The 17947-nt window shown below is 72.3% G+C and carries 19 protein-coding genes; 8 read left to right on the forward strand and 11 right to left on the reverse strand.

Annotated features, from left to right (window positions below; translation table 11 throughout):
• Window positions 1-7: 7 nt before the first annotated feature.
• Window positions 8-730 carry an ABC transporter permease subunit gene (locus tag H7827_RS15155; protein ID WP_432745761.1) on the forward strand — a complete coding sequence of 241 codons (723 nt, stop codon included), beginning with the start codon at window positions 8-10 and terminating at the stop codon, window positions 728-730.
• Window positions 731-801: 71 nt separating this feature from the next.
• On the opposite strand, the gene H7827_RS15160 is transcribed toward H7827_RS15155, so the two are convergent.
• From H7827_RS15160 to H7827_RS15205, 10 genes are all read right to left on the reverse strand, one after another.
• Window positions 802-1431, reverse strand: coding sequence for a hypothetical protein (locus H7827_RS15160; protein ID WP_432745763.1), 630 nt, complete (start codon window positions 1429-1431; stop codon window positions 802-804).
• Between the two features lie 419 nt (window positions 1432-1850).
• Window positions 1851-2690, reverse strand: a complete 840-nt coding sequence (locus H7827_RS15165; RefSeq protein ID WP_030732411.1) for an HAD family hydrolase — start codon at window positions 2688-2690, stop codon at window positions 1851-1853.
• Window positions 2687-3967 carry a serine--tRNA ligase gene (serS, locus tag H7827_RS15170; protein ID WP_432745766.1) on the reverse strand — a complete coding sequence of 427 codons (1281 nt, stop codon included), beginning with the start codon at window positions 3965-3967 and terminating at the stop codon, window positions 2687-2689. Before serS ends, H7827_RS15165 begins: the two co-directional genes overlap by 4 nt.
• A gap of 466 nt (window positions 3968-4433) precedes the next feature.
• Window positions 4434-5366 (reverse strand): prephenate dehydratase, encoded by a 933-nt coding sequence (gene pheA / locus H7827_RS15175; protein WP_386535961.1) that lies wholly within the window; start codon window positions 5364-5366, stop codon window positions 4434-4436.
• A gap of 34 nt (window positions 5367-5400) precedes the next feature.
• Entirely contained in the window at window positions 5401-6645 is a 1245-nt protein-coding gene (gene efeB / locus H7827_RS15180; protein ID WP_432745768.1) for an iron uptake transporter deferrochelatase/peroxidase subunit, read from the reverse strand.
• A gap of 13 nt (window positions 6646-6658) precedes the next feature.
• Window positions 6659-8518, reverse strand: coding sequence for a copper resistance CopC/CopD family protein (locus H7827_RS15185; RefSeq protein WP_432745770.1), 1860 nt, complete (start codon window positions 8516-8518; stop codon window positions 6659-6661).
• Window positions 8519-8526: 8 nt separating this feature from the next.
• Window positions 8527-8973 carry a copper chaperone PCu(A)C gene (locus H7827_RS15190; RefSeq protein WP_200366056.1) on the reverse strand — a complete coding sequence of 149 codons (447 nt, stop codon included), beginning with the start codon at window positions 8971-8973 and terminating at the stop codon, window positions 8527-8529.
• Window positions 8970-9644, reverse strand: a complete 675-nt coding sequence (locus H7827_RS15195) for an SCO family protein (protein WP_386535970.1) — start codon at window positions 9642-9644, stop codon at window positions 8970-8972. The genes H7827_RS15190 and H7827_RS15195 overlap by 4 nt, the downstream gene beginning before the upstream one ends.
• 92 nt (window positions 9645-9736) lie before the next feature.
• Entirely contained in the window at window positions 9737-10483 is a 747-nt protein-coding gene (locus H7827_RS15200) for a YcnI family copper-binding membrane protein (RefSeq protein WP_432745772.1), read from the reverse strand.
• A 99-nt stretch (window positions 10484-10582) separates the two neighbouring features.
• On the reverse strand, window positions 10583-11338 hold the full coding sequence (locus H7827_RS15205) for a hypothetical protein (RefSeq protein WP_432745774.1): 756 nt from the start codon (window positions 11336-11338) through the stop codon (window positions 10583-10585).
• Window positions 11339-11556: 218 nt separating this feature from the next.
• Here H7827_RS15205 and H7827_RS15210 point away from each other — a divergent pair, with 218 nt between their 5' ends.
• The 5 genes from H7827_RS15210 to H7827_RS15230 all read left to right on the forward strand — a co-directional run bounded on the left by H7827_RS15210 (window position 11557) and on the right by H7827_RS15230 (window position 16169).
• A complete protein-coding gene (locus H7827_RS15210) occupies window positions 11557-11994 on the forward strand; it encodes an ATP-binding protein (RefSeq protein ID WP_030732393.1) in 438 nt (145 codons plus the stop codon).
• Between the two features lie 172 nt (window positions 11995-12166).
• Window positions 12167-13384: a hypothetical protein gene (locus H7827_RS15215; RefSeq protein ID WP_432745777.1), complete on the forward strand. Its 1218-nt coding sequence runs from the start codon at window positions 12167-12169 to the stop codon at window positions 13382-13384.
• A 135-nt stretch (window positions 13385-13519) separates the two neighbouring features.
• A complete protein-coding gene (locus tag H7827_RS15220) occupies window positions 13520-14029 on the forward strand; it encodes a SigE family RNA polymerase sigma factor (protein ID WP_200366064.1) in 510 nt (169 codons plus the stop codon).
• Between the two features lie 20 nt (window positions 14030-14049).
• Window positions 14050-15372, forward strand: a complete 1323-nt coding sequence (locus tag H7827_RS15225) for a hypothetical protein (RefSeq protein ID WP_432745779.1) — start codon at window positions 14050-14052, stop codon at window positions 15370-15372.
• Window positions 15373-15620: 248 nt separating this feature from the next.
• A complete protein-coding gene (locus H7827_RS15230; RefSeq protein WP_046725627.1) occupies window positions 15621-16169 on the forward strand; it encodes a peptidylprolyl isomerase in 549 nt (182 codons plus the stop codon).
• Between the two features lie 55 nt (window positions 16170-16224).
• Here the strand turns inward: H7827_RS15230 and H7827_RS15235 are convergent, their stop codons facing one another.
• Window positions 16225-16614, reverse strand: a complete 390-nt coding sequence (locus tag H7827_RS15235; protein WP_432745781.1) for a winged helix-turn-helix transcriptional regulator — start codon at window positions 16612-16614, stop codon at window positions 16225-16227.
• A gap of 136 nt (window positions 16615-16750) precedes the next feature.
• On the opposite strand from H7827_RS15235, the gene H7827_RS15240 reads away from it, so the two are divergent.
• Together H7827_RS15240 and H7827_RS15245 are read left to right on the forward strand one after the other, a co-directional pair.
• Entirely contained in the window at window positions 16751-17650 is a 900-nt protein-coding gene (locus tag H7827_RS15240) for an NAD(P)-dependent oxidoreductase (RefSeq protein WP_432745783.1), read from the forward strand.
• Complete coding sequence (locus H7827_RS15245) at window positions 17647-17928, forward strand: hypothetical protein (RefSeq protein WP_432745785.1); 282 nt, start codon at window positions 17647-17649, stop codon at window positions 17926-17928. The genes H7827_RS15240 and H7827_RS15245 overlap by 4 nt, the downstream gene beginning before the upstream one ends.
• Window positions 17929-17947: the final 19 nt, after the last annotated feature.

The following is a 17947-nucleotide window of genomic DNA, read 5'->3' on the forward strand; positions in this document are numbered from 1 at the left end:
CCCTGCGATGTACCACCACACCGTCGCCCGGCTCACCCTCCGGGCCCTGCTGGGCCGACGCCGTGCCCTCATCCTGCTGGCGCTGCCCGCGCTGCTGATCGCGATCGCGCTGGCGATCCGCATCGTGGGCGGCGCGGACGACCGGGCCGCCACCGAGATCCTGGGCGGCTTCGCCCTGGCCGTCATGGTGCCGCTGATCGGCGTGATCGCCGGCACCGGGGCGATAGCGCCCGAGATCGACGACGGCTCGATCGTCTACCTGCTGGCCAAGCCGCTGAAGCGGCACACCATCATCCTGACCAAGCTGTGGGTGGCCATCGGCGTCACCCTCGCCTTCACCGTCGTCCCCACGCTGCTGGCGGGGATCATCCTCAACGGCAACGGCCAGGCCATCGCGAGCGCGCTGGCCGTGGCGGCGGCGTCCTCGTCGATCGCCTACAGCGCGGTGTTCCTGCTGCTGGGCACCATCTCGCGGAACGCGGTGGTGCACGGGCTGATCTACGCGCTGGTGTGGGAGTCGCTGTTCGGCAGCCTGGTGCCGGGGGCGCGCGCCCTGAGCATCCAGCAGTGGTCGCTGGCCCTGGCCGAGCAGGTGGCCGCGCCGGGCGCGAACATCACCTCGGAGGTCGGTCTGCCGGCCGCCCTGCTCCTGCTGACCGCGGCGACGGTGGCGGGCACCTGGTACGCGGCGCGCCGGCTGCGGGTGCTGACGCTGGCGAGCGAGGGCTGAGCGGACCCGGAGCCGAGCGGACGGGGAAGGGGGCGGGCCGGAGACAACCGGCCCGCCCCTTCGTGTGCCTCTTACGGGCGCCCGTGCCGGTACCGGCGGCACAGCCGGTGGGAGATGTCCGGATCTCCGGCGAGATCGGCGAGCCGGACACTCATCCCGGCGACGATCCGCCGGGTGCTCTCCAACTCGGTCCGCATGTGGTCGAGCCGGGCGTCCATGTCCCCGAGCCGGGTCTCCACATCGCCGAGGCGGGTGTCCATGTCCCCGAGCCGGGTCTCCACGCGCCGCAGCCGGTCGTCCACCCGGTGCACGACCATGGCGAGATCCCGCATCGCCGAGCCGACCTCGCCCAGGACTCCCTCGATCGCGCTGACCCGGCGCTCCAGATCGGCGGCGGGCGCCTCGTTCCTCTCGACCGCATTGAGCAGATGGGCCCGGACCTCCCGCGCGACCGGGCTGTCGCGCAGCAGCATGGCGACATTGAGAACGGTGCGGCGGGTGTAGAGGGTGAGGCGCCTGCGCTTGGCCTGTGGATAACTTTCATTTGAGGGACTCATCTTGAGTCCCTCAAATTCTTGCAGGTCAGCGCCCTGCAACACGGTCAGGCCGCTCTCCGTCAGCTCCTGTCGATGCCGTGCCACGAGGTTCTTGATGGTGCTCCTGTGGACAACGAAGTAGGTGGCGACGAGCGCCGTCGTCACGTGCAGACCGTCGGGCAGCAGGGTGAGTGCCTTGACCTTGTCCAGGGTTTCGGTGCGCCCCGGACGTTCTCGCGCAGGGTGCGCGATTCCAGCAGTGCTTGTTCCTTGATCATGACGAGAGGGGCCTCTCAGGGCGTCTGTGGCAGGTGGACGGACCCCGTGGCATCCGGAGTCCGGTGCGCCCGTAACCAGGGCTCAGGAGAGGAGATCCGCTCTACTCGTCACTTCACCGGCTCACAGTGGGTGGTACGTCGCTCTCCGGCCCCTACCGTGCGCAACCTCTCGACGCCTCGTACTCCCGTCGCCCCCGCGCGCGATATGTCCAACGAGCCGATCGTCAGACGGTCACGCGTTCGGAGCAATGCAGCGGGGAGGGGCAGGGGGCCGCACTGGCCCGCTCCCCCTCCCCGCGCCCGGCGTCAGCCCAGGAGCAGCCGCTCCAGCACCTTCGCGATGCCCTCCGCGTCGTTGCCCGCCGTCACTTCGTCCGCCACCGCCAGCAGGTGCGGGTGCGCCCCGGCCATCGCGACGCCGTGGGCCGCCCACGACAGCATCGGGATGTCGTTGGGCATGTCGCCGAACGCGATCGTGCCGGCCGCCGTCGCGCCCAGCCGGCGGGCGGCCAGGGACAGGCCGGTCGCCTTCGTCAGGCCCAGGGGAAGCATCTCCACCAGGTCCTCGCCCGAGACGACGAACGCCGCGTACGCGCCCGCCGCCTCCGTACCAGCCGCCGCCAGCTGGTCGTCCGACAGCTCGGGGTGGCGCAGGTACAGCTTGCTGATCGGTGCCGCCCACAGCCCCTCCCGGTCGGCCACCGGCCGCGACAGGTCGGGGGCGTTGGGGTGCGGCACGGACTCCGGGTCCTGGCGCCAGGCGAAGCCGGGACCCATGGCGATGCCACCGTCCAGTCCGTCGAGCGAGGCCGCGACCACGACCGGGCCGACCCGCTGCTCCAGCGCCTCCAGCGCCCGGCGCGCCACGGCGCGGTCCAGGGTCACCGAGGTGAGCAGCCGGTCCTCCCCCGCGTGGTACAGCTGTCCACCCTGGCCGCACACCGCGAGTCCGGTGTAGCCGAGGTCGTCCAGGATGTGCCGGGTCCAGGCCACGGTGCGCCCGGTCGCCACGATGTGGGCGGCCCCTGCGGTGCCGGCCGCCGCCAGTGCCGCCCGGGTGCGCTCGGATATCGTCTGGTCGCCGCGCAGCAGCGTGCCGTCCAGATCGGTGGCGATGAGCTGATAGGGGAAACGGGAGACGGTCACCTGCTGACCGGCTCCAGCACCTCACGGCCGCCCAGGTAGGGGCGCAGCACCTGCGGCACCCGCACCGAACCGTCGGCCTGCTGGTGGTTCTCCAGCAGCGCCACGATGGTGCGCGGGATGGCGCACAGGGTGCCGTTGAGCGTGGCCAGCGGCCGTACGGCGCCGCCCTTCTCGCGCATCCGCACCTGGAGCCGGCGGGCCTGGAACTCGTTGCAGTTGGAGGCGGAGGTCAGCTCGCGGTACTTGCCCTGGGTGGGGATCCACGCCTCGCAGTCGTACTTGCGGGAGGCCGAGGCGCCGAGGTCGCCGGAGGCCACGTCGATGACCTGGAAGGGCAGTTCGAGCGAGGTCAGCCACTGCTTCTCCCACGCCAGCAGCCGTTCCAGCTCCCCCTCGGCCTCCGCGGGGTCGACGAAGCAGAACATCTCCACCTTGTCGAACTGGTGCACACGGAAGATGCCGCGGGTGTCCTTGCCGTACGAGCCGGCCTCGCGGCGGAAGCACGGCGAGAACCCGGCGTAGCGGCGCGGCAGCGCGTCCGCGTCCAGGATCTCCTCCATGTGGTACGCGGCGAGCGGCACCTCCGAGGTGCCGACCAGGTAGTAGTCGTCCTTCTCCAGGTGGTAGACGTCGGCGGCGGCCTGGCCGAGGAAGCCGGTGCCCTCCATGGCGCGCGGCTTGACCAGCGCCGGGGTGATCATCGGCGTGAAGCCGGCCTCGGTGGCCTGGGCGACGGCCGCGTTGACCAGGGCCAGTTCGAGCAGGGCGCCGATGCCGGTGAGGTAGTAGAAGCGGGATCCGGAGACCTTGGCGCCGCGTTCGGTGTCGATGGCGCCCAGGCCCTGGCCGAGCTCCAGGTGGTCCTTGGGCTCGAAGCCCTCGGCGGCGAAGTCGCGGATGGTGCCCAGGGTTTCCCGGACGGTGAAGTCGTCCTCGCCGCCGACGGGGACGTCGGGGTGGACGAGGTTGCCGATGCCCAGGAGGAGTTCCTGGGCGCGGGCGGCGGCCTCGTCGCGTTCGGCGTCGGCGGCCTTGACGGCGGCGGACAGCTCGCCGGCCCGCTGGAGCAGCGCGGTCTTCTCGTCGCCGGTGGCCTTCGGGATCTGCTTCCCGAGCTGCTTCTGTTCACCGCGCAGCGCGTCGAAGCGCACGCTGGAGGACCGGCGCAGTTCGTCGGCGGCGAGGAGTGAGTCGACGATGTCGACATCCTCGCCACGGGCGCGCTGGGAGGCGCGTACTCGGTCAGGGTCCTCACGAAGCAGGCGAAGGTCAATCACCCCACCAGGCTACCGGTGATTCCGGGCAGAATCCCGGGGAATTGATTGGCGCCTTTTGTCCGCTTTGTCGGTACGGCTCCCGCTGCTGAATCCACAGGTCAGCGCGGGGTTTCCCACATGTTTTCCACAGGCTCCCGGTGACCCTGTGGATGAATGGGGATCGCGGCCCATCCGCTAGGATGTGCAGCCGGCAATTCCCCTTTCAAACGTCACTCACTCGCTCTTCCGAGGGAATCCCGGTGAATCGAACGGTGATTTCCCTCACTCCAAAGAGTTGCTTCGGGCGAATGGGGTGACGAAGGGTGATCTGTCCCCTGTGGATGAGGTGTGGACAAGGGGCAGGGTCACCAAGCCGTTATGTCGACAATGACCGATTGTTACCTGCCAGGTTATCCACAGCTGACCAGGCGACCCTGTGGATAACCCCCACGCCCTCTCCCCGTACCTCCACAGGCGTCACGCGGCGTCACGCGCTCCGCCCGTCCAGGCACCGGGTCAGCCAGTCCGCCGCCCGCAGGAAATCCGGATCCGTGGTCCCTTCCCGCACCGTGGGCGCGACCCGGTCGGCGCGCGGGTAGGACCCCAGGAACCGTACGTCCCGGCACAACCGCCGCAGCCCCATCAGCGCCTCGCCCACCCGCCGTTCGGAGATGTGCCCCTCGCAGTCGAGCGAGAAGCTGTACTGCCCGATGCCCGCCCCCGTCGGCCGCGACTCGATCCGCATCAGGTTCACCCCGCAGTTCGCGAACTCCTGCAGCACCTCCAGCAGCGCACCGGGGTGGTCGTCGCGCAGCCACAGCACCACCGAGGTCTTGTCCGCGCCGGTGGGCGCCGCGGGCCGCGCCGGGCGGCCGGTCAGCACGAAGCGCGTGGTGGCGTTGTCGGCGTCGTGGATCTGCGTGACCAGCGGGTCCAGACCGTACGTCGCCGCCGCGAACTCCCCCGCGAACGCCGCGTCGAACCGCCCCTCCTGCACCAGCCGCGCGCCGTCCGCGTTGGAGGCAGCCGACTCCCACTGCGCCTGCGGCAGATGCTCCGCCAGCCACCGCCGCACCTGCGGCTGCGCCACCGGGTGCCCGGTCACCGTCTTGATGTCGGCCAGCGTCGTACCGGGCCGCACCAGCAGCGCGAAGGCGATCGGCAGCAGCACCTCGCGGTAGATCATCAGCGGTGCGCCGGAGGCCAGTTCGTCGACCGTGGCGGAGACCCCGCCCTCCACCGAGTTCTCGATCGGCACCAGCGCGCCCGCCGCCTGCCCGCCCCGTACCGCGTCCAGGGCGGCCGGCACCGAGATCATCGGGACGAGCTCCCGGGTGGCCGCCTCCGGCAGGGTGCGGAGCGCGGCCTCCGTGAACGTGCCCTCGGGGCCGAGATACGTGTAGCGGCTCGCTGCTGTCATGACGCAACGGTATCCCCTCCCCACCGGCCCCCGGTCAGCCTTCCAGCAGCGCCTGCCCCACGTAGCCGCCCCGCGCCGCGCCCCCCGGCACCGCGAACAGCGCGCTCGCCTCGTGCCGCAGGAAGGGGGACAGGGCGTCCCCGCGGTCGAGCTTGCGCTGCACCGGGACGAAGCCGCGCAGCGGGTCCGCCTGCCAGCACACGAACAGCAGCCCGGCGTCCGGGGCGCCGTCCGGCAGCAGCCCGTCGTGGTACGAGAAGGGGCGGCGCAGCATGGCCGCACCGTCGTTGGTCTCGGGGGAGGAGACCCGCACGTGGGCGTTGACCGGGATGACGGGCCTGCCCGCCCCGTCCAGCGCGGCGAGGTCCACCGGGGTGGTCTCGCTGTCGCCGCCCAGTGGCGCCCCGTCGCTCTTGCGGCGGCCGATGACGCGCTCCTGTTCCTCCTGGGCGAGCTCCTCCCAGGGGTCGAGCAGCATCCGGATGCGGCGGACGACGGCGTACGAGCCGCCCGCCATCCACGGCGGATCCCCCTGGGCCGGTACGAAGATCCGCCGGTCGTAGTCCTCGTCCTCGGGCTGGGGGTTGTTGGTGCCGTCGATCTGGCCCATGAGGTTGCGCTGGCTCATGGGGCGGGCGGTGGCGCCCGGCGTGCGGTTGAAGCCGGTCATCTGCCAGCGCTGGACGGCGGACCCGGCCGCGGCGCGGTGCAGCAGGCGCAGCGCCGAGACGGCGACGAGGGCGTCGTCGGCGCCGATCTGGATCCACAGCTCGCCGCCCGAGCGGTCCGGGTCCAGGGCGTCGGCGCTGAACTCGGGCAGCGGGGCGAGCGCCGTGGGCCGGGCCTCGGTGAGGCCGAGGGTGTCGAAGAGGGCGGCGCCGAAGCCGAAGGTGACGGTGAGGGAGGACGGGCCGGCGTCCAGGGCGATGTGGGTGCCGTCCACGTCCGCCGCCTCGCCCGCCATCAGCGCGGCGGCCAGCTGGGACCAGCGACGCAGCAGTGCGGCGGCGCCCCGCCGGTCGGTGCCGGGGACGAGGTCGTAGGCGAGCAGGTGGCCGTGGGTCTGCAACGGGCTGGTGATGCCCGGCTGGTGGGTGCCGTGGAAGGGGTGGGCGGTGGTGCCGATGCTGGTGAGCGGGGTGGTGGTGGAGCCCGCGTGGGCGGTGCCGAGCAGGGTGCCGCCGGTGGCTCCCGCGGCGAGTCCGGCGGCGCCGGTGGCCCCGGCGGTGCCCAGCAGGCGGCGTCGGCTGATCGGCCGGGGGGCGGTGGGTTCTGGCATGGCAGTGGGTTCGCTATCCGACGGTGACGGTGGTGGTCTCGGTGGTCTGGTCGATCTCGGAGGTGCGCAGGGTGAGGGAGAGTTCCCAGTCGCCGGGGCGGGGGAGCCGCAGGTCGTCGGCGACCCAGTGGCCGACGTCGACGTGGGTGGGCTCGTAGCGCAGCGGCCCGAGGTCCTCGGCGGGGAGGGTGAGGGAGATCCGTACCTCCTCGGCGCCGTTGGGCAGGCCCTCGGGGTCGGTCAGGCGCAGGTGCAGCACGTTGTCGCCGGTGCCGCCGGGGGTGATGTCCAGCAGTGCGGTGCCCTGCCCGTGGGGGCCGCCGGTGTCGTAGGGGAGCTGGACGGAGATCGGTTCGGGGGTGCTCGTGGTCGCGGCGGCGGCCTCGGTGCGGGCCGGGGTGCTGCCGGTGAGGGCGGTGGTGACGGCGAGGATGAGGGCGGCGATGGCGGCCTCGGCGAGGACGCTGCGGCGCAGTCCGGAGCGTTCGGCGTCGGCGTCGCGGTCGCGGCGGCGCCGGGTCTGCCGGACGGCGGCGCGCTGGCGGGCGAGCTGCGCCCGGCGTACCGGGTCCTCGCCGTCCTCGCTCCCGGGGGCGGACGGTACGGCGGCGGGCTCGGGGGCCGGGTCGCCTTCCGCCGGTGGGTCCGCGTCCCGGTGGCCGGTTCCCTCGGCCAGCCGGGCCGTCCAGCGCCGGGAGATCCAGGCGGCGGCCAGGATCAGCACCACCAGCGCGACTTTGACGATCAGCAGCTGACCGTACCGGGTGCTGAGGAGGGCGTCCGCGTCGCCGACCTGTCGCCACGCCTGGAAGATCCCGGTCACCGCCAGCGCCACCACCGACCAGAACGCCAGCAGCGAGAAGCGCCGCACCACCGCCCGCGACACCCGCTCGGGGAAGCGGAACAGCAGTGTCAGCAGCGTGGCCAGCCCGCCCAGCCAGGCCCCCGCGGCCAGCAGATGGATCACATCCGCCGGGACGGCCACCTGTGTCCACCGCCCGGTGGAGGCGTGCTCGGACAGCGCCCAGGTCGCCGCCAGCCCCACCGCCAGCAGCGTGCCCGCGACCGGCAGCGCGTACCCCGGCAGGTCCCGGCCGCCGCGCCGCTCCCGCGCCCCGCCGCCGTACAGCACCGCGAGGAACAGCGCGGCGGCGGCGAGCAGCAGCAGCCGGCTCAGCAGCGCCGTACCGGTCCTGGTGTCGATGGCGTCCCGCAGCCCGACTCCGGTGTACGGGCCGCGCAGCAGCACCAGCGTGATCGTGGCGCCGGTCAGCGCCGTCCAGCCGGCCAGCGCCAGCCTCCCGCCGGCCCGCGCCGCCCCCGCGCCGGGACGGCACAGCAGGGTGAACGCCACGCCGCCCACCAGCAGCACGAACCCGGCGTACGCGGGAAAGCGCGCCGTCTCGTACAGCAGCCCCACCGTTCCGCCGCCCGGTTGCTGGCCGGACAGCCGCACGGAGGTCTCGGACGGGGCGCCGACGGAGAAGGTGAAGGCGCCGGCGATGGGGTGGCTGTCTGCGGAGACGGCCTGCCAGGCGACGGTGTAGGTGCCGTCCGCCAGGCCGCCCGTCAGCGCCACCCCGTGCCGTACCGTCCCGTCCGCGCTCAGGTCCGTGATCTCGCCGGTGTCCACCCGGCCGCCCGCCGGGTCGAGCACGCGCAGCGCCTTGTCGCCGCTGAGCGTGACCCGTTCGGAGAAGGTGAGGACGACGGTCTCCGGGGCGGTGGCCACCACCTCCCCGTCCGCCGGGCTGCTCCCGGTCAGGCTCGCGTGCGCCGCGGCCTGCGGGGCCCCGGCGAACAGCAGGGTGCCGAGCGCCGCCAGCAGGACGAGCAGCCGGGCGGCGCGGGTGGCGGTGGTGGTCGTGGGCATGCGGGAGGTCACTCCCCGGTGTAGGTGGTGGCCTGGACCGGTACGTCGAGGGTGATCGGCTCGGACTTCTCGAAGCGCAGTTCGAGGGAGACGCTCTCGCCTTCGAGCGGCTGGTGCGAGAGGCCGACCAGCATCAGATGACTGCCGCCCCGCTCCAGGCTCAGCCGCCCGCCCGCCGGGACGGGGAAGGAGTCGACCGGGCGCATGGCGTTGTCCACCGTCTCGTGCATCTCGACGCTCTCGGCGAGGTCGCTGTGCACGGAGGTGAGGGTGTCGTCCGCGTCCCCGGTGTTCTCGATGACGAGGAAGCCGCCCGCCATGTCCGCGGTGATGGGCTCGGGGATGTACGCGCCCGCGGCCGTCAGTTCCGGTTCGCCGCCGCCGTCGGAGGAACAGGCGGTGAGCACGGTGAGCGCCAGCGCGAGGCCCGCCGCCGCGCGTGCCGCGCGCCTCACGGGGTGCGCCCCTCGATCAGGCCGGGCAGATCGGCGGCGTAGGTGTCCTGGGTGACGCCCTCCATGTAGATGACGTGCGCCTTGTCATCGGTGGGCAGGAAGGCCAGCACCTGCGAGCCGTGGGTGGAGATCCAGTTGCCGTCCTCGTCCTGGCTGGGCGGGTCGATGTAGATGCCGAGCGAGCGGGCGGCCTCCTGGATGGTGTCGAAGTCGCCGGTGAGGCCGACGAAGTCCTCGCCCTGGGCGCGCAGCCAGGGGCCGAGCGATTCGGGGGTGTCGCGCTCGGGGTCGGAGGTGATGAAGACGACGCGCAGGTCCTCGCGCTGCTCGGGGGTGAGCCCGGCGGTGGCGTTGCCGATGTTGCTCATGGTGAGGGGGCAGACGTCGGGGCAGTTGGTGTAGCCGAAGTAGACGAGGGTGGCGTGCCCCGCGGTCTCGGCGACCAGGTCGTACGGTTCGCCCTCGGTGTCGGTGAGGGTGATGGCCGGCTTGGCGAACGGGGTGTCGAGCACGGTGCCCTGGGTGGGGTCCTGCTCCCCGGAGACATCGGCGACGGCCGCGTCGCCTCCGGCGCCGGAGCCGGAGTCACCGCCGCAGGCGGTCAGGGCGAAGGCCGCGGCGAGGGCGACGGCGGCGGTACGGGTGAGGGTGCGAGTGGTGTGCGGACGCATGTGGCTTTCCTGTGGTGCGGGTTTCGGGACAGGGGGACCGGCGGGGGACGGGGCGGGGCGGACGGACGACCGCCCCACCCCGTCCGTCCGGCTCAGGACTGCGGGTCGGCGGGGGTGGCGCGGCGGCGGCCGGCGAGCACGCCGATGGCGATGCCGGCGATGCCGGTGGCGAGGCCGGCCCCGGCCAGCACCCGCGCGGTGGTGTCACTGGCGGAGGCGGCCTCGGCGACGACCGACTCCGTACCGTCGTGGCCCGCCTCGCCCGCCCCGGACTCGGGGGCGCCGTGGCCGTGCCCGCCGTCCGTGGCGGGGGTCAGCCGCAGCACGGCCGCGGGGTACTCGGGCTCGGTGCCGTCCGCGGCCGGTTCCTCGATCCAGCGCACGACCTCGTCGCTGTCGTAGGTCTGGATGGCCTTGAAGACGAGCTGATCGGTGTCGCCGGGCAGCGGGCCCAGGGAGACGGGGAACTGCTGGAAGGTGCCGGGGGCGATCTCCCCGCCGCTCCAGGTGATGACGCTGGGGGCCTCGGTGATCTGGCTGCCGTGGTGGTCCAGGGGCTCGTCGAGCGGCGCGGTCTCGATCTCCACGTCCCAGCCGGGAACGGGCTGCGGCATGACCGAGGACAGCGGGTACGCCGGGTCGAGGTGGATCTCCAGCCGGACGGTGGAGGCGTCGGCGCGCTCGTTGGGGACCTTGAAGTTGACGACGCTGTAGCCGCCCTGCCCGGCCTCGCCGGGGTCGACGGAGACATGGGCCTGGGCGGTGCCGGCCAGCGCGAGGACGCCGGTGGCGGTGAGGAGGAGCGTGGCCGCGCGGGCGGCGACGCGAGTGCGATGCATGACAGGACACTCCACGGACGGACGTCGGGTGAATGAGGGAGAAGGAGCGCGCGGCACCGCGCCGCGCTCCCTTCGGGTGTCCGTCGGAGAGGCGGGCGATCAGGCCGCGAGGGTGAGCCCGGGCGGCGGTCCGCGCCGGTGCATGCTGTGCGCGAGCAGCAGCGTGGGCGGCTTGGCGGCGGCCGGGTACCGGTCGGCGCGGGGCACGGCCGGGCCGTACGGGACGGGCCGCGCGGCGCCGTACAGCAGGTGGGTCAGCCGGACGGCGAGCGGCCACGGCAGGTGGGCCGCGGCGACCCGGGTGGCCAGCCGCACCAGCTGCCACAGCGCGGCCTCGCCGCGGCGCAGCAGCCAGCCGGTGGCGAGGGCGGCCAGCAGGTGGCCGAGCAGCATGAGGGAGCCGCTGGGCGCGGCCCCGGCGGCGTGCGCGGTCGCTTCGGCGCTCTGCGCGGCGCCCGCGGTGGGGTCGAGTCCGGCGTCGCGGACGATCTGGGCGGCCCGCTCCTCGGTGAGGGGGACGGCGTAGCCGTTGCACAGCAGCCGCCCGGCCAGGGCGAGCGGGCCCTCGCCGCTGTCGCCGCCGTGGTGGGTGGGGAGGCCGAACTGGCCGAGGGAGAAGAGGTGGTGCAGGGCGAACTGTCCGGCGGCCAGCGCGCCGGCCAGTGCGGCCACCGAGCGGCGTTCGCGCCCGGCCAGCGGGAGGGACAGGGCGCACAGGGCGGCCCAGGCGGTGACCAGCGTCCAGGCCGGCAGCGGTGGGCCGCCGGCGCTCAGGTGCCCGGCGGCGGCCAGCGCGGTGCAGGCCGCGGCGAAGACCGCGGCCCTCAGCAGACGCAGATCGGCTCCGGCTCGCATGGCGGGCTCATCATCTCACCGGCCGCCACGCCGGAGACGGGCGGGATCAGGGATCGTACGCATGTGCCCGCATTCACCCTCGCCCGGCTGTCGTTATATCGACGTAAGCCTCCCGGTACATCCGCTGAATGGGGGTTGTTGGTTCCTTCCCACGCTTACGGGCCGCGCTCACCGGCAATGCCTAGGGAGAATTCACCGCGCGGTCGGGAGGCTGGAGCATGAGCATCTGGTGGTCACTCCAACTGCGGCGGGAAGCGTCCAGCGTCCCGCTCGCCCGGCGGTTGCTGCTGGGAGCCATGGAGACGGCGGGGGTGGACACGGACATCACCCACGAACTGTGCGTGGCGCTCACCGAGGCCTGTGCCAACGCCGTCCAGCACGGAGGCGGCGGCGGGGCCGTGTACCGCGTGACGGCGTCGATCGACGGCGACGTGTGCCGCATCGAGGTCACCGACTCGGGCCCCGGCTTCCCGGCCGATCCCCCCGGACCGCGCCGCGAGAGCCAGGCCCTGGCACAGGGCGGGCGCGGGCTCCAGCTGATCGAGGCGCTCTCGGACGCCTCCCGGTTCGGCAACCACCCCGGCGGCGGAGGCGCGGTCGTCAGCTTCGACAAGGTCCTCAAGTGGCGCGAGGACGCCCTGCTCAGGGCCTCCTGACCCCCTCGCCCCCCGCCCCGCCGCGCGACTCGGCGGAAAACTTTCCGGCGGGCTGCAACATCGTCCCGGGCCCGGCGCATCGAAGGGAGTGAAGGGCGAGAGCGACGGGAAACCCCGCCTCGCCAGGCACTTTCACCGGCCGATGGCCGGTGTGGATGGGGGTCCGGGAACGATGGAGAAGATTGTGAAGCGCAGCTGGCGGCGCCGGGCGGCTCTGACGGCGGCCATCGCCACCGTCGCCGCGGCGACGACCATGGGGGCGGCGTCCGTGAGCACGGCGTCCGAGCAGGGCACCGCTCCGGCCACCGGGCAGGAGATCGTCGAGGCGCTGACCGGCCTGCTGCCGGAGGGCACCGAGATCACCGAGTCCTTCGGCGAGGGCTACCAGGACAGCGAGTACCCGTACGGCTACGTCGAGGCCACGGACAACACCGGCGGCGCCACCACCATCGACGTGGGCGTCCACCGCTCCACCGGCGACTGGCGCGAGTACGCCGGCTGCCAGGAGGACATCGACGAGGGTGACACCGAGGAGGGCTTCCTCGGCGACTGCGTCGAGACCGAGCTGTCCGACGGCCGGCTGCTCTCGGTCAACACCTGGGAGTACGAGACCGACGGCACCGGCGAGGGCGAGGACGGCGAGGCCTACCACGCGATCGGCTGGGACGTGTGGCTGGAAGGCCCGGGCAACCCGGACTTCGAGAACGAGAGCGGCCGCAGCGTCTACCTCTCGCAGTACAAGGACCTCACCGAGGTCGCCGACGCCGGAGCCTACGTCCCGGTCCTCGACGAGGCGCAGCTGACCGAGGCCGCGCAGTCCCAGGTGTGGCAGGACCTGCTGGCCGCGCTCGACGCCGAGTACGGCGAGCCCGTCGAGGAGGAGTGGGAGGGCCCCGACGGCCCGCAGATCCCCGCCGCGCAGCTCCAGGACACCTTCCGTTCGCTGGCGCCCGAGGGCATCCAGGTCACCCCCGTCGAGGCCGGTGAGGAGGAGGTCGACTACGCCTCCCTGCTGGTCGACGACGGCCGGGGCGCCGTGCTGGTGGACATCTTCGCCTTCGGCCCCTGGGACGAGGAGGGCTTCGATGAGGGCATCGACTTCGACGCCGCCGCCGACGACGAGTTCGGCCCGGAGTGCGAGCACACCATCCTGGACAACGGCAACGAGCTGAACGTGTGCACCTGGGCGCCCAGCGACGAGGACCCGCTGGGTCTGTGGTCCGCCACCGTGTACTACGCCGACGGCTCCAGCCTCGACATCACCCAGTACAACGTCGCCGACTGGGACAGTGACCCGACCCGCGCCGACGCCCCGCTGAGCGTGGACCAGCTGGCCGACATCGCCACCGACAGCGCCTGGCAGGACCTGTTCGGCGCCTCCGCGGTCTGATCCGTTCGGTACGACCGGAGGGTGGCGGTGACGGCGATCACCGCCACCCCCGGAAATAGGCTGTAACGTCCGGCGGCTGCTCGCGCGTCATGGAAGTGAGCGGGGGCAGCCCCGGGGAATGTTGAGGGGGACCTGATGAAGCAGCGGGATCTGGAGGCGTACCACGACTTCGCCATGCGGCGAAGCGGTGCGCTGTACCGGTCCGCGTGCCTGCTGACGAGCGGCGACACCCACCTCGCCGAGGACCTCGTCCAGGAGACGCTCGGGCGGATGTACACCGCCTGGAAACGCAAGCGCTGCATCGACAACCCGGCGGCGTACGCCCACACCGTTCTGGTGCGCTGCTTCCTGACGTACAAGCGCCGCCGCAGCAGCGGTGAACGGCCCGCGGTGGCGCTGCCCGACCAGCCCGCCCCCTCGGCGGACTCCACCCTCAAGGTCACCCTGCTCCAGGCGCTCGCCCAGCTGCCGCCCCTGGACCGGACGGTCCTGGTGCTGCGGTTCTGGGAGGACATGAGTGTGGAGCAGACCGCGGAGATGATGCGCACGAGCTCCAGCGCGGTACGCACCCGCAGCAGCAGGGCCCTGACCAAGCTCCGAGGCGTGCTCGGCGCGTCCGGTCTCGCTGAACTGATCGCGCAGTAAGGCCGATGGAGAGACACCCCATGAAGAGAATCGACGACACTCCCTCCAGCTTCGAACACGAACTCAGCACCATGCTCCGGCAGACCGGTGAGGGCTTCGAGCCCGACCCGCTGCGGCTGGCCGAGGGCGGGCTGCGGCGCGGCCGGACCCGGGTGTTCCGCCGGCGTGCCGGCATCGTGGCGGGCGCGGCCTCGGTGGCACTGCTGTCCGTCGGCGCGGTCCAGCTCACCGGCGGCGGTCAGACCACCCCGGTGGCCGACTCCCCCCCGGAGAACAGCGAGGAGATGATCGAGACCCTCAGCGCGATGCTGCCCGAGGGGGTGGAGGTGCTGAGCAGCGAGGCCGAGAGCCCGCGCGGCCTGGAGACCCCCAGCATCTTCCTGACGCTGCGGGACACCGTCCCCGGCGAGGTCACCCTGGGCGTGACGCTCCAGCGGTGGGCGACCGAGGACTTCCGGGTGGACGCGGGCTGCGTGGTGCCCGACGAGCCGGGCTACCGGTGCTCCCAGAAGGACCTGGACGACGGTTCGGTGCTGACCCATCTGCGGTGGGACTGGCACGGCATGGAGGACATGCCGGACATGACGACCTGGAACACGACGCTGGAGAAGGAAGGGTCCTTCGAGGACGTTCCCTCCGTGCGTTCCGTCTCCGTCGACCTCGAAAAGGACCTCTCGCGGATCGGCGATGCGGACAGCTACCAGCCGCTCCTCGACGAGGACCAGCTGGCCGCGATCGCCACGGCGCCGGTCTGGCAGCAGGTCTTCGACCTGGTGGACGACACCCAGGGCGCGCCGGGCGAGGACTACTTCGACCCGGAGATGGTCAATGTCGCGCCCGAGGTGCTGCGGGATCTGTTCCGCGACCTGGCCCCGGAGCGTCTGACGGTCACCGACGACGTGCGGGAGGAGGAGGGGCCCGGCGAGGCGTACCTGGTGGTGGACGACGGCGACGGTCCCGCCTACGTCTCGATCCAGCTGTGGGCCTCCTACGAGCCGTACGAGCCCTATGACCCCAGCATGGAGGGGTACTTCGACAGCTGGGACGACCTGGATCTCACCGCGGAGGAGCGGGAGGCCCTGGAGGAGTTCGGCTGCGCGAACGAACGGGTCGATGACGCCACGCATGTCGAGCTGTGCGACCTCGGCCCCACGGAGGGCGACCCGACGGGCATCTGGTCGGCGTCGGTCGGGTTCTCCGACGGGGCGATGATGGACATTACGGTGAGCAACATGCCGGGCCTGGAGGACGACGATGCCGTGAGCCGCCCCGACAGCCCGCTGACGATGGAGGAGCTGAGGGAGATCGCCCTCGCCCCGGAATGGCGTGACCTTTTCGAGTGATGCGGGGCCGGTGTGATGCATGATGTGCTGGCCGACATGACCACGGACGGAAGGCGTCGCACATGAACCGCACCTCCCGGCGGCTGGCCGCCGCGCTGCTGTGCCTGGGCCTGATGACGGCCTGCGGCTCCGAATCCGGGGACGAGGGGTCCTCGGACTCCCAGGGCCGGGAACAGCAGGGCGGGCAGCAGGAGCAGGACGGGCAGGAAGAGGAGCAGAGCGACCTCGGGCAGGACATCCCGTCCTCCCTGGCCGGCCCCGCAGGGGCGGAGGCGTCGCAGGCCACCAGCGCCGTCCTGCACACCAGCGAGGGCGACATCACGGTGACGCTGTTCCCCGAGGAAGCGCCGCTGACGGTGACCAACTTCGCCGGACTGGCGGACGGTTCGCTGCCCTGGGAGGGGCAGCAGGACGGCGAGCCGCTCTACCAGGACCTCATCTTCCACCGGGTGATCGACGGCTTCATGATCCAGGGCGGCGACCCGCAGGGCACCGGCATGGGCGGCCCCGGCTACCAGTTCGACGACGAGGTCGATTCCGGCCGGACCTTCGACGAGCCGTACCTGCTGGCGATGGCCAACGCGGGGCTCAACCCGGACGGTTCGGGCACCAACGGCTCGCAGTTCTTCATCACGGTGGTCCCGACCGAGCACCTCAACGGGAAGCACACCATCTTCGGCGAGGTCGCCGACGAGGAGTCCCGGGCCGTGGTGGACGCCATCGCGACCACCGAGACCGCCGCCCAGGACCGGCCGGTCAAGGACATCGTCATCGAGTCCGTAACGATCGGCGACTGACCGCACCCCACCCGCACCACCCCCGTACTGCCCGCCGGGGCCATGGGCGGCACGCTCAGCGCGTGCCGCCCATGGCCCCGGCCTTCGTCTTCCCCGCCTTGTCCGCGCACAGCGCCCCGCGGACGGCCGCGATGTGCGCCATGTTCTCCCGGCCCCAGTCCCCCAGCGGGCCCAGCGCCCCGTTCAGCGAAACCCCCAGCGCGGTCAGCGAGTACTCCACCTTCGGCGGCACCTCGCGGTAGACCTCCCGGTGCACGATCTCGTCGGCCTCCAGCTCCCGCAGCTGCTGGATCAGCACCTTCTCGCTGACCCCGGGAAGCTGCCGTTTCACTTCCCCGAAACGCTGCTTGCCGTCCTTCAGCGCCCACAGAATGAGCACTTTCCATTTTCCGCCGATGACATCGACGGCCGCGTCAATTCCGCACACATAAGGCTGTTCCCGCATCGCGACTCCCCGCCCGTACGCACCTGTAGGTAGGTATCTGACTTCACAGTCGGTACTTGCCGATCGTACCGCCGTGGAACAGGCTTTCTCCTGGCGCCAGTTCTCATACCCCTTGACACGGAGCGGAGCGAAACACGTGAGCGGGACATCCCCCGTCACTCCGGTGACGGTGCTGGGCCTGGGCGCCATGGGAAGCGCCCTGGCCACCGCGTTCCTCGACGGCGGCCATCCGGTCACCGTCTGGAACCGCACCCCGGCCAGGGCGGACGCCCTGGCCGCACGCGGCGCCACCCGGGCCGACGACGCCCGGCAGGCGGTGACGGCCGGCGAACTGGTCGTGCTGTGCGTGCTGGACCACACCGCGGCCTACGCCACCCTGGGCGCGATCGGCGACGCCCTGCGGGGCCGGACCCTGGTCCACCTCACCAACGGCACCCCGGCCCAGGCACGGGAGTTTGCCGAGTGGGCCACCCAGCGCGGCGCACGGTACGTGGACGGCGGCATCATGGCCGTCCCGCCGATGATCGGCGGGCCCGGCTCGCTGGTGCTGTACAGCGGCGACCGGTCCGCCCTGGAGGAGCACCGCACCGCCCTCGAACTGCTGGGCGCCGCCCGCTGGCTGGGCGATGATCCCGGCCTGGCGTCCCTGTACGATCTCGCGCTGCTCAGCGGAATGTACGGGCTGTTCGCCGGATATCTGCACGCGACCGCGCTCGCCCGGACGGAGGGCGGGAGCACCCGGGAATTCACCGACGAACTGCTGATTCCCTGGATGACCGCGATGATGTCCGGATTCCCGGACTGGGCCCGGCAGATCGACAGCGGAGAATTCGGCCCGGTGTCCTCACCCCTCGCGATGCAGGCCACCGCTTTCGTGAATCTCATCGAGGCCAGTACCGCGCAGGGCGTCGATCCGGCACTGCTGATCCCGGTGCAGGAACTCCTGAACCGCGCGGTCTCCGCCGGACTCGGCGATCAGGACAGCCCCGCGCTCGCCACCCTGCTGAGCGGCACGGGGAGGAAGCCCGTCCGATGACCCCGCACCCCACGGACGTCACCGTGCTCGGCCTGGGCGGCATGGGCAGCGCCCTCGCCGGCGCCGCGCGGGACGTGGACGCCCGGCACTACCCGGGCGACGTCGGCAATCTGGCGGTGGAGGCGACCGGCATCGGACACATCATCGACGCCGTCGTCGCCCGTGGCCTGGACGCGAGCGTGCTGCGGTCGGTCAAGGCACTCGCCGACCGGGCCGTCGCCCGGGGCCACGGCGGGGACGATTTCAGCCGGCTGGTCGAGGTGATCAGGCCGGGGTGACCGCAGGGGTTGGCGCCCG

This window comes from Streptomyces sp. JH002 (genome assembly GCF_050916115.1).
Classification (GTDB): Bacteria; Actinomycetota; Actinomycetes; order Streptomycetales; family Streptomycetaceae; genus Streptomyces; species Streptomyces xiamenensis.

Coding starts and splice junctions, on each gene's coding strand:
- H7827_RS15215 (WP_432745777.1), top strand. CDS start 12,167: ATGGAGAAGATTGTGAAGCGCAGCTGGCGGCGCCGGGCGGCTCTGACG.
- H7827_RS15195 (WP_386535970.1), bottom strand. CDS start 9,644: ATGCGTCCGCACACCACTCGCACCCTCACCCGTACCGCCGCCGTCGCC.
- H7827_RS15185 (WP_432745770.1), bottom strand. CDS start 8,518: ATGCCCACGACCACCACCGCCACCCGCGCCGCCCGGCTGCTCGTCCTG.
- H7827_RS15245 (WP_432745785.1), top strand. CDS start 17,647: ATGACCCCGCACCCCACGGACGTCACCGTGCTCGGCCTGGGCGGCATG.
- H7827_RS15200 (WP_432745772.1), bottom strand. CDS start 10,483: ATGCATCGCACTCGCGTCGCCGCCCGCGCGGCCACGCTCCTCCTCACC.
- efeB (WP_432745768.1), bottom strand. CDS start 6,645: ATGCCAGAACCCACCGCCCCCCGGCCGATCAGCCGACGCCGCCTGCTG.
- H7827_RS15155 (WP_432745761.1), top strand. CDS start 8: ATGTACCACCACACCGTCGCCCGGCTCACCCTCCGGGCCCTGCTGGGC.
- H7827_RS15210 (WP_030732393.1), top strand. CDS start 11,557: ATGAGCATCTGGTGGTCACTCCAACTGCGGCGGGAAGCGTCCAGCGTC.
- H7827_RS15225 (WP_432745779.1), top strand. CDS start 14,050: ATGAAGAGAATCGACGACACTCCCTCCAGCTTCGAACACGAACTCAGC.
- H7827_RS15220 (WP_200366064.1), top strand. CDS start 13,520: ATGAAGCAGCGGGATCTGGAGGCGTACCACGACTTCGCCATGCGGCGA.
- H7827_RS15235 (WP_432745781.1), bottom strand. CDS start 16,614: ATGCGGGAACAGCCTTATGTGTGCGGAATTGACGCGGCCGTCGATGTC.
- pheA (WP_386535961.1), bottom strand. CDS start 5,366: ATGACAGCAGCGAGCCGCTACACGTATCTCGGCCCCGAGGGCACGTTC.
- H7827_RS15205 (WP_432745774.1), bottom strand. CDS start 11,338: ATGCGAGCCGGAGCCGATCTGCGTCTGCTGAGGGCCGCGGTCTTCGCC.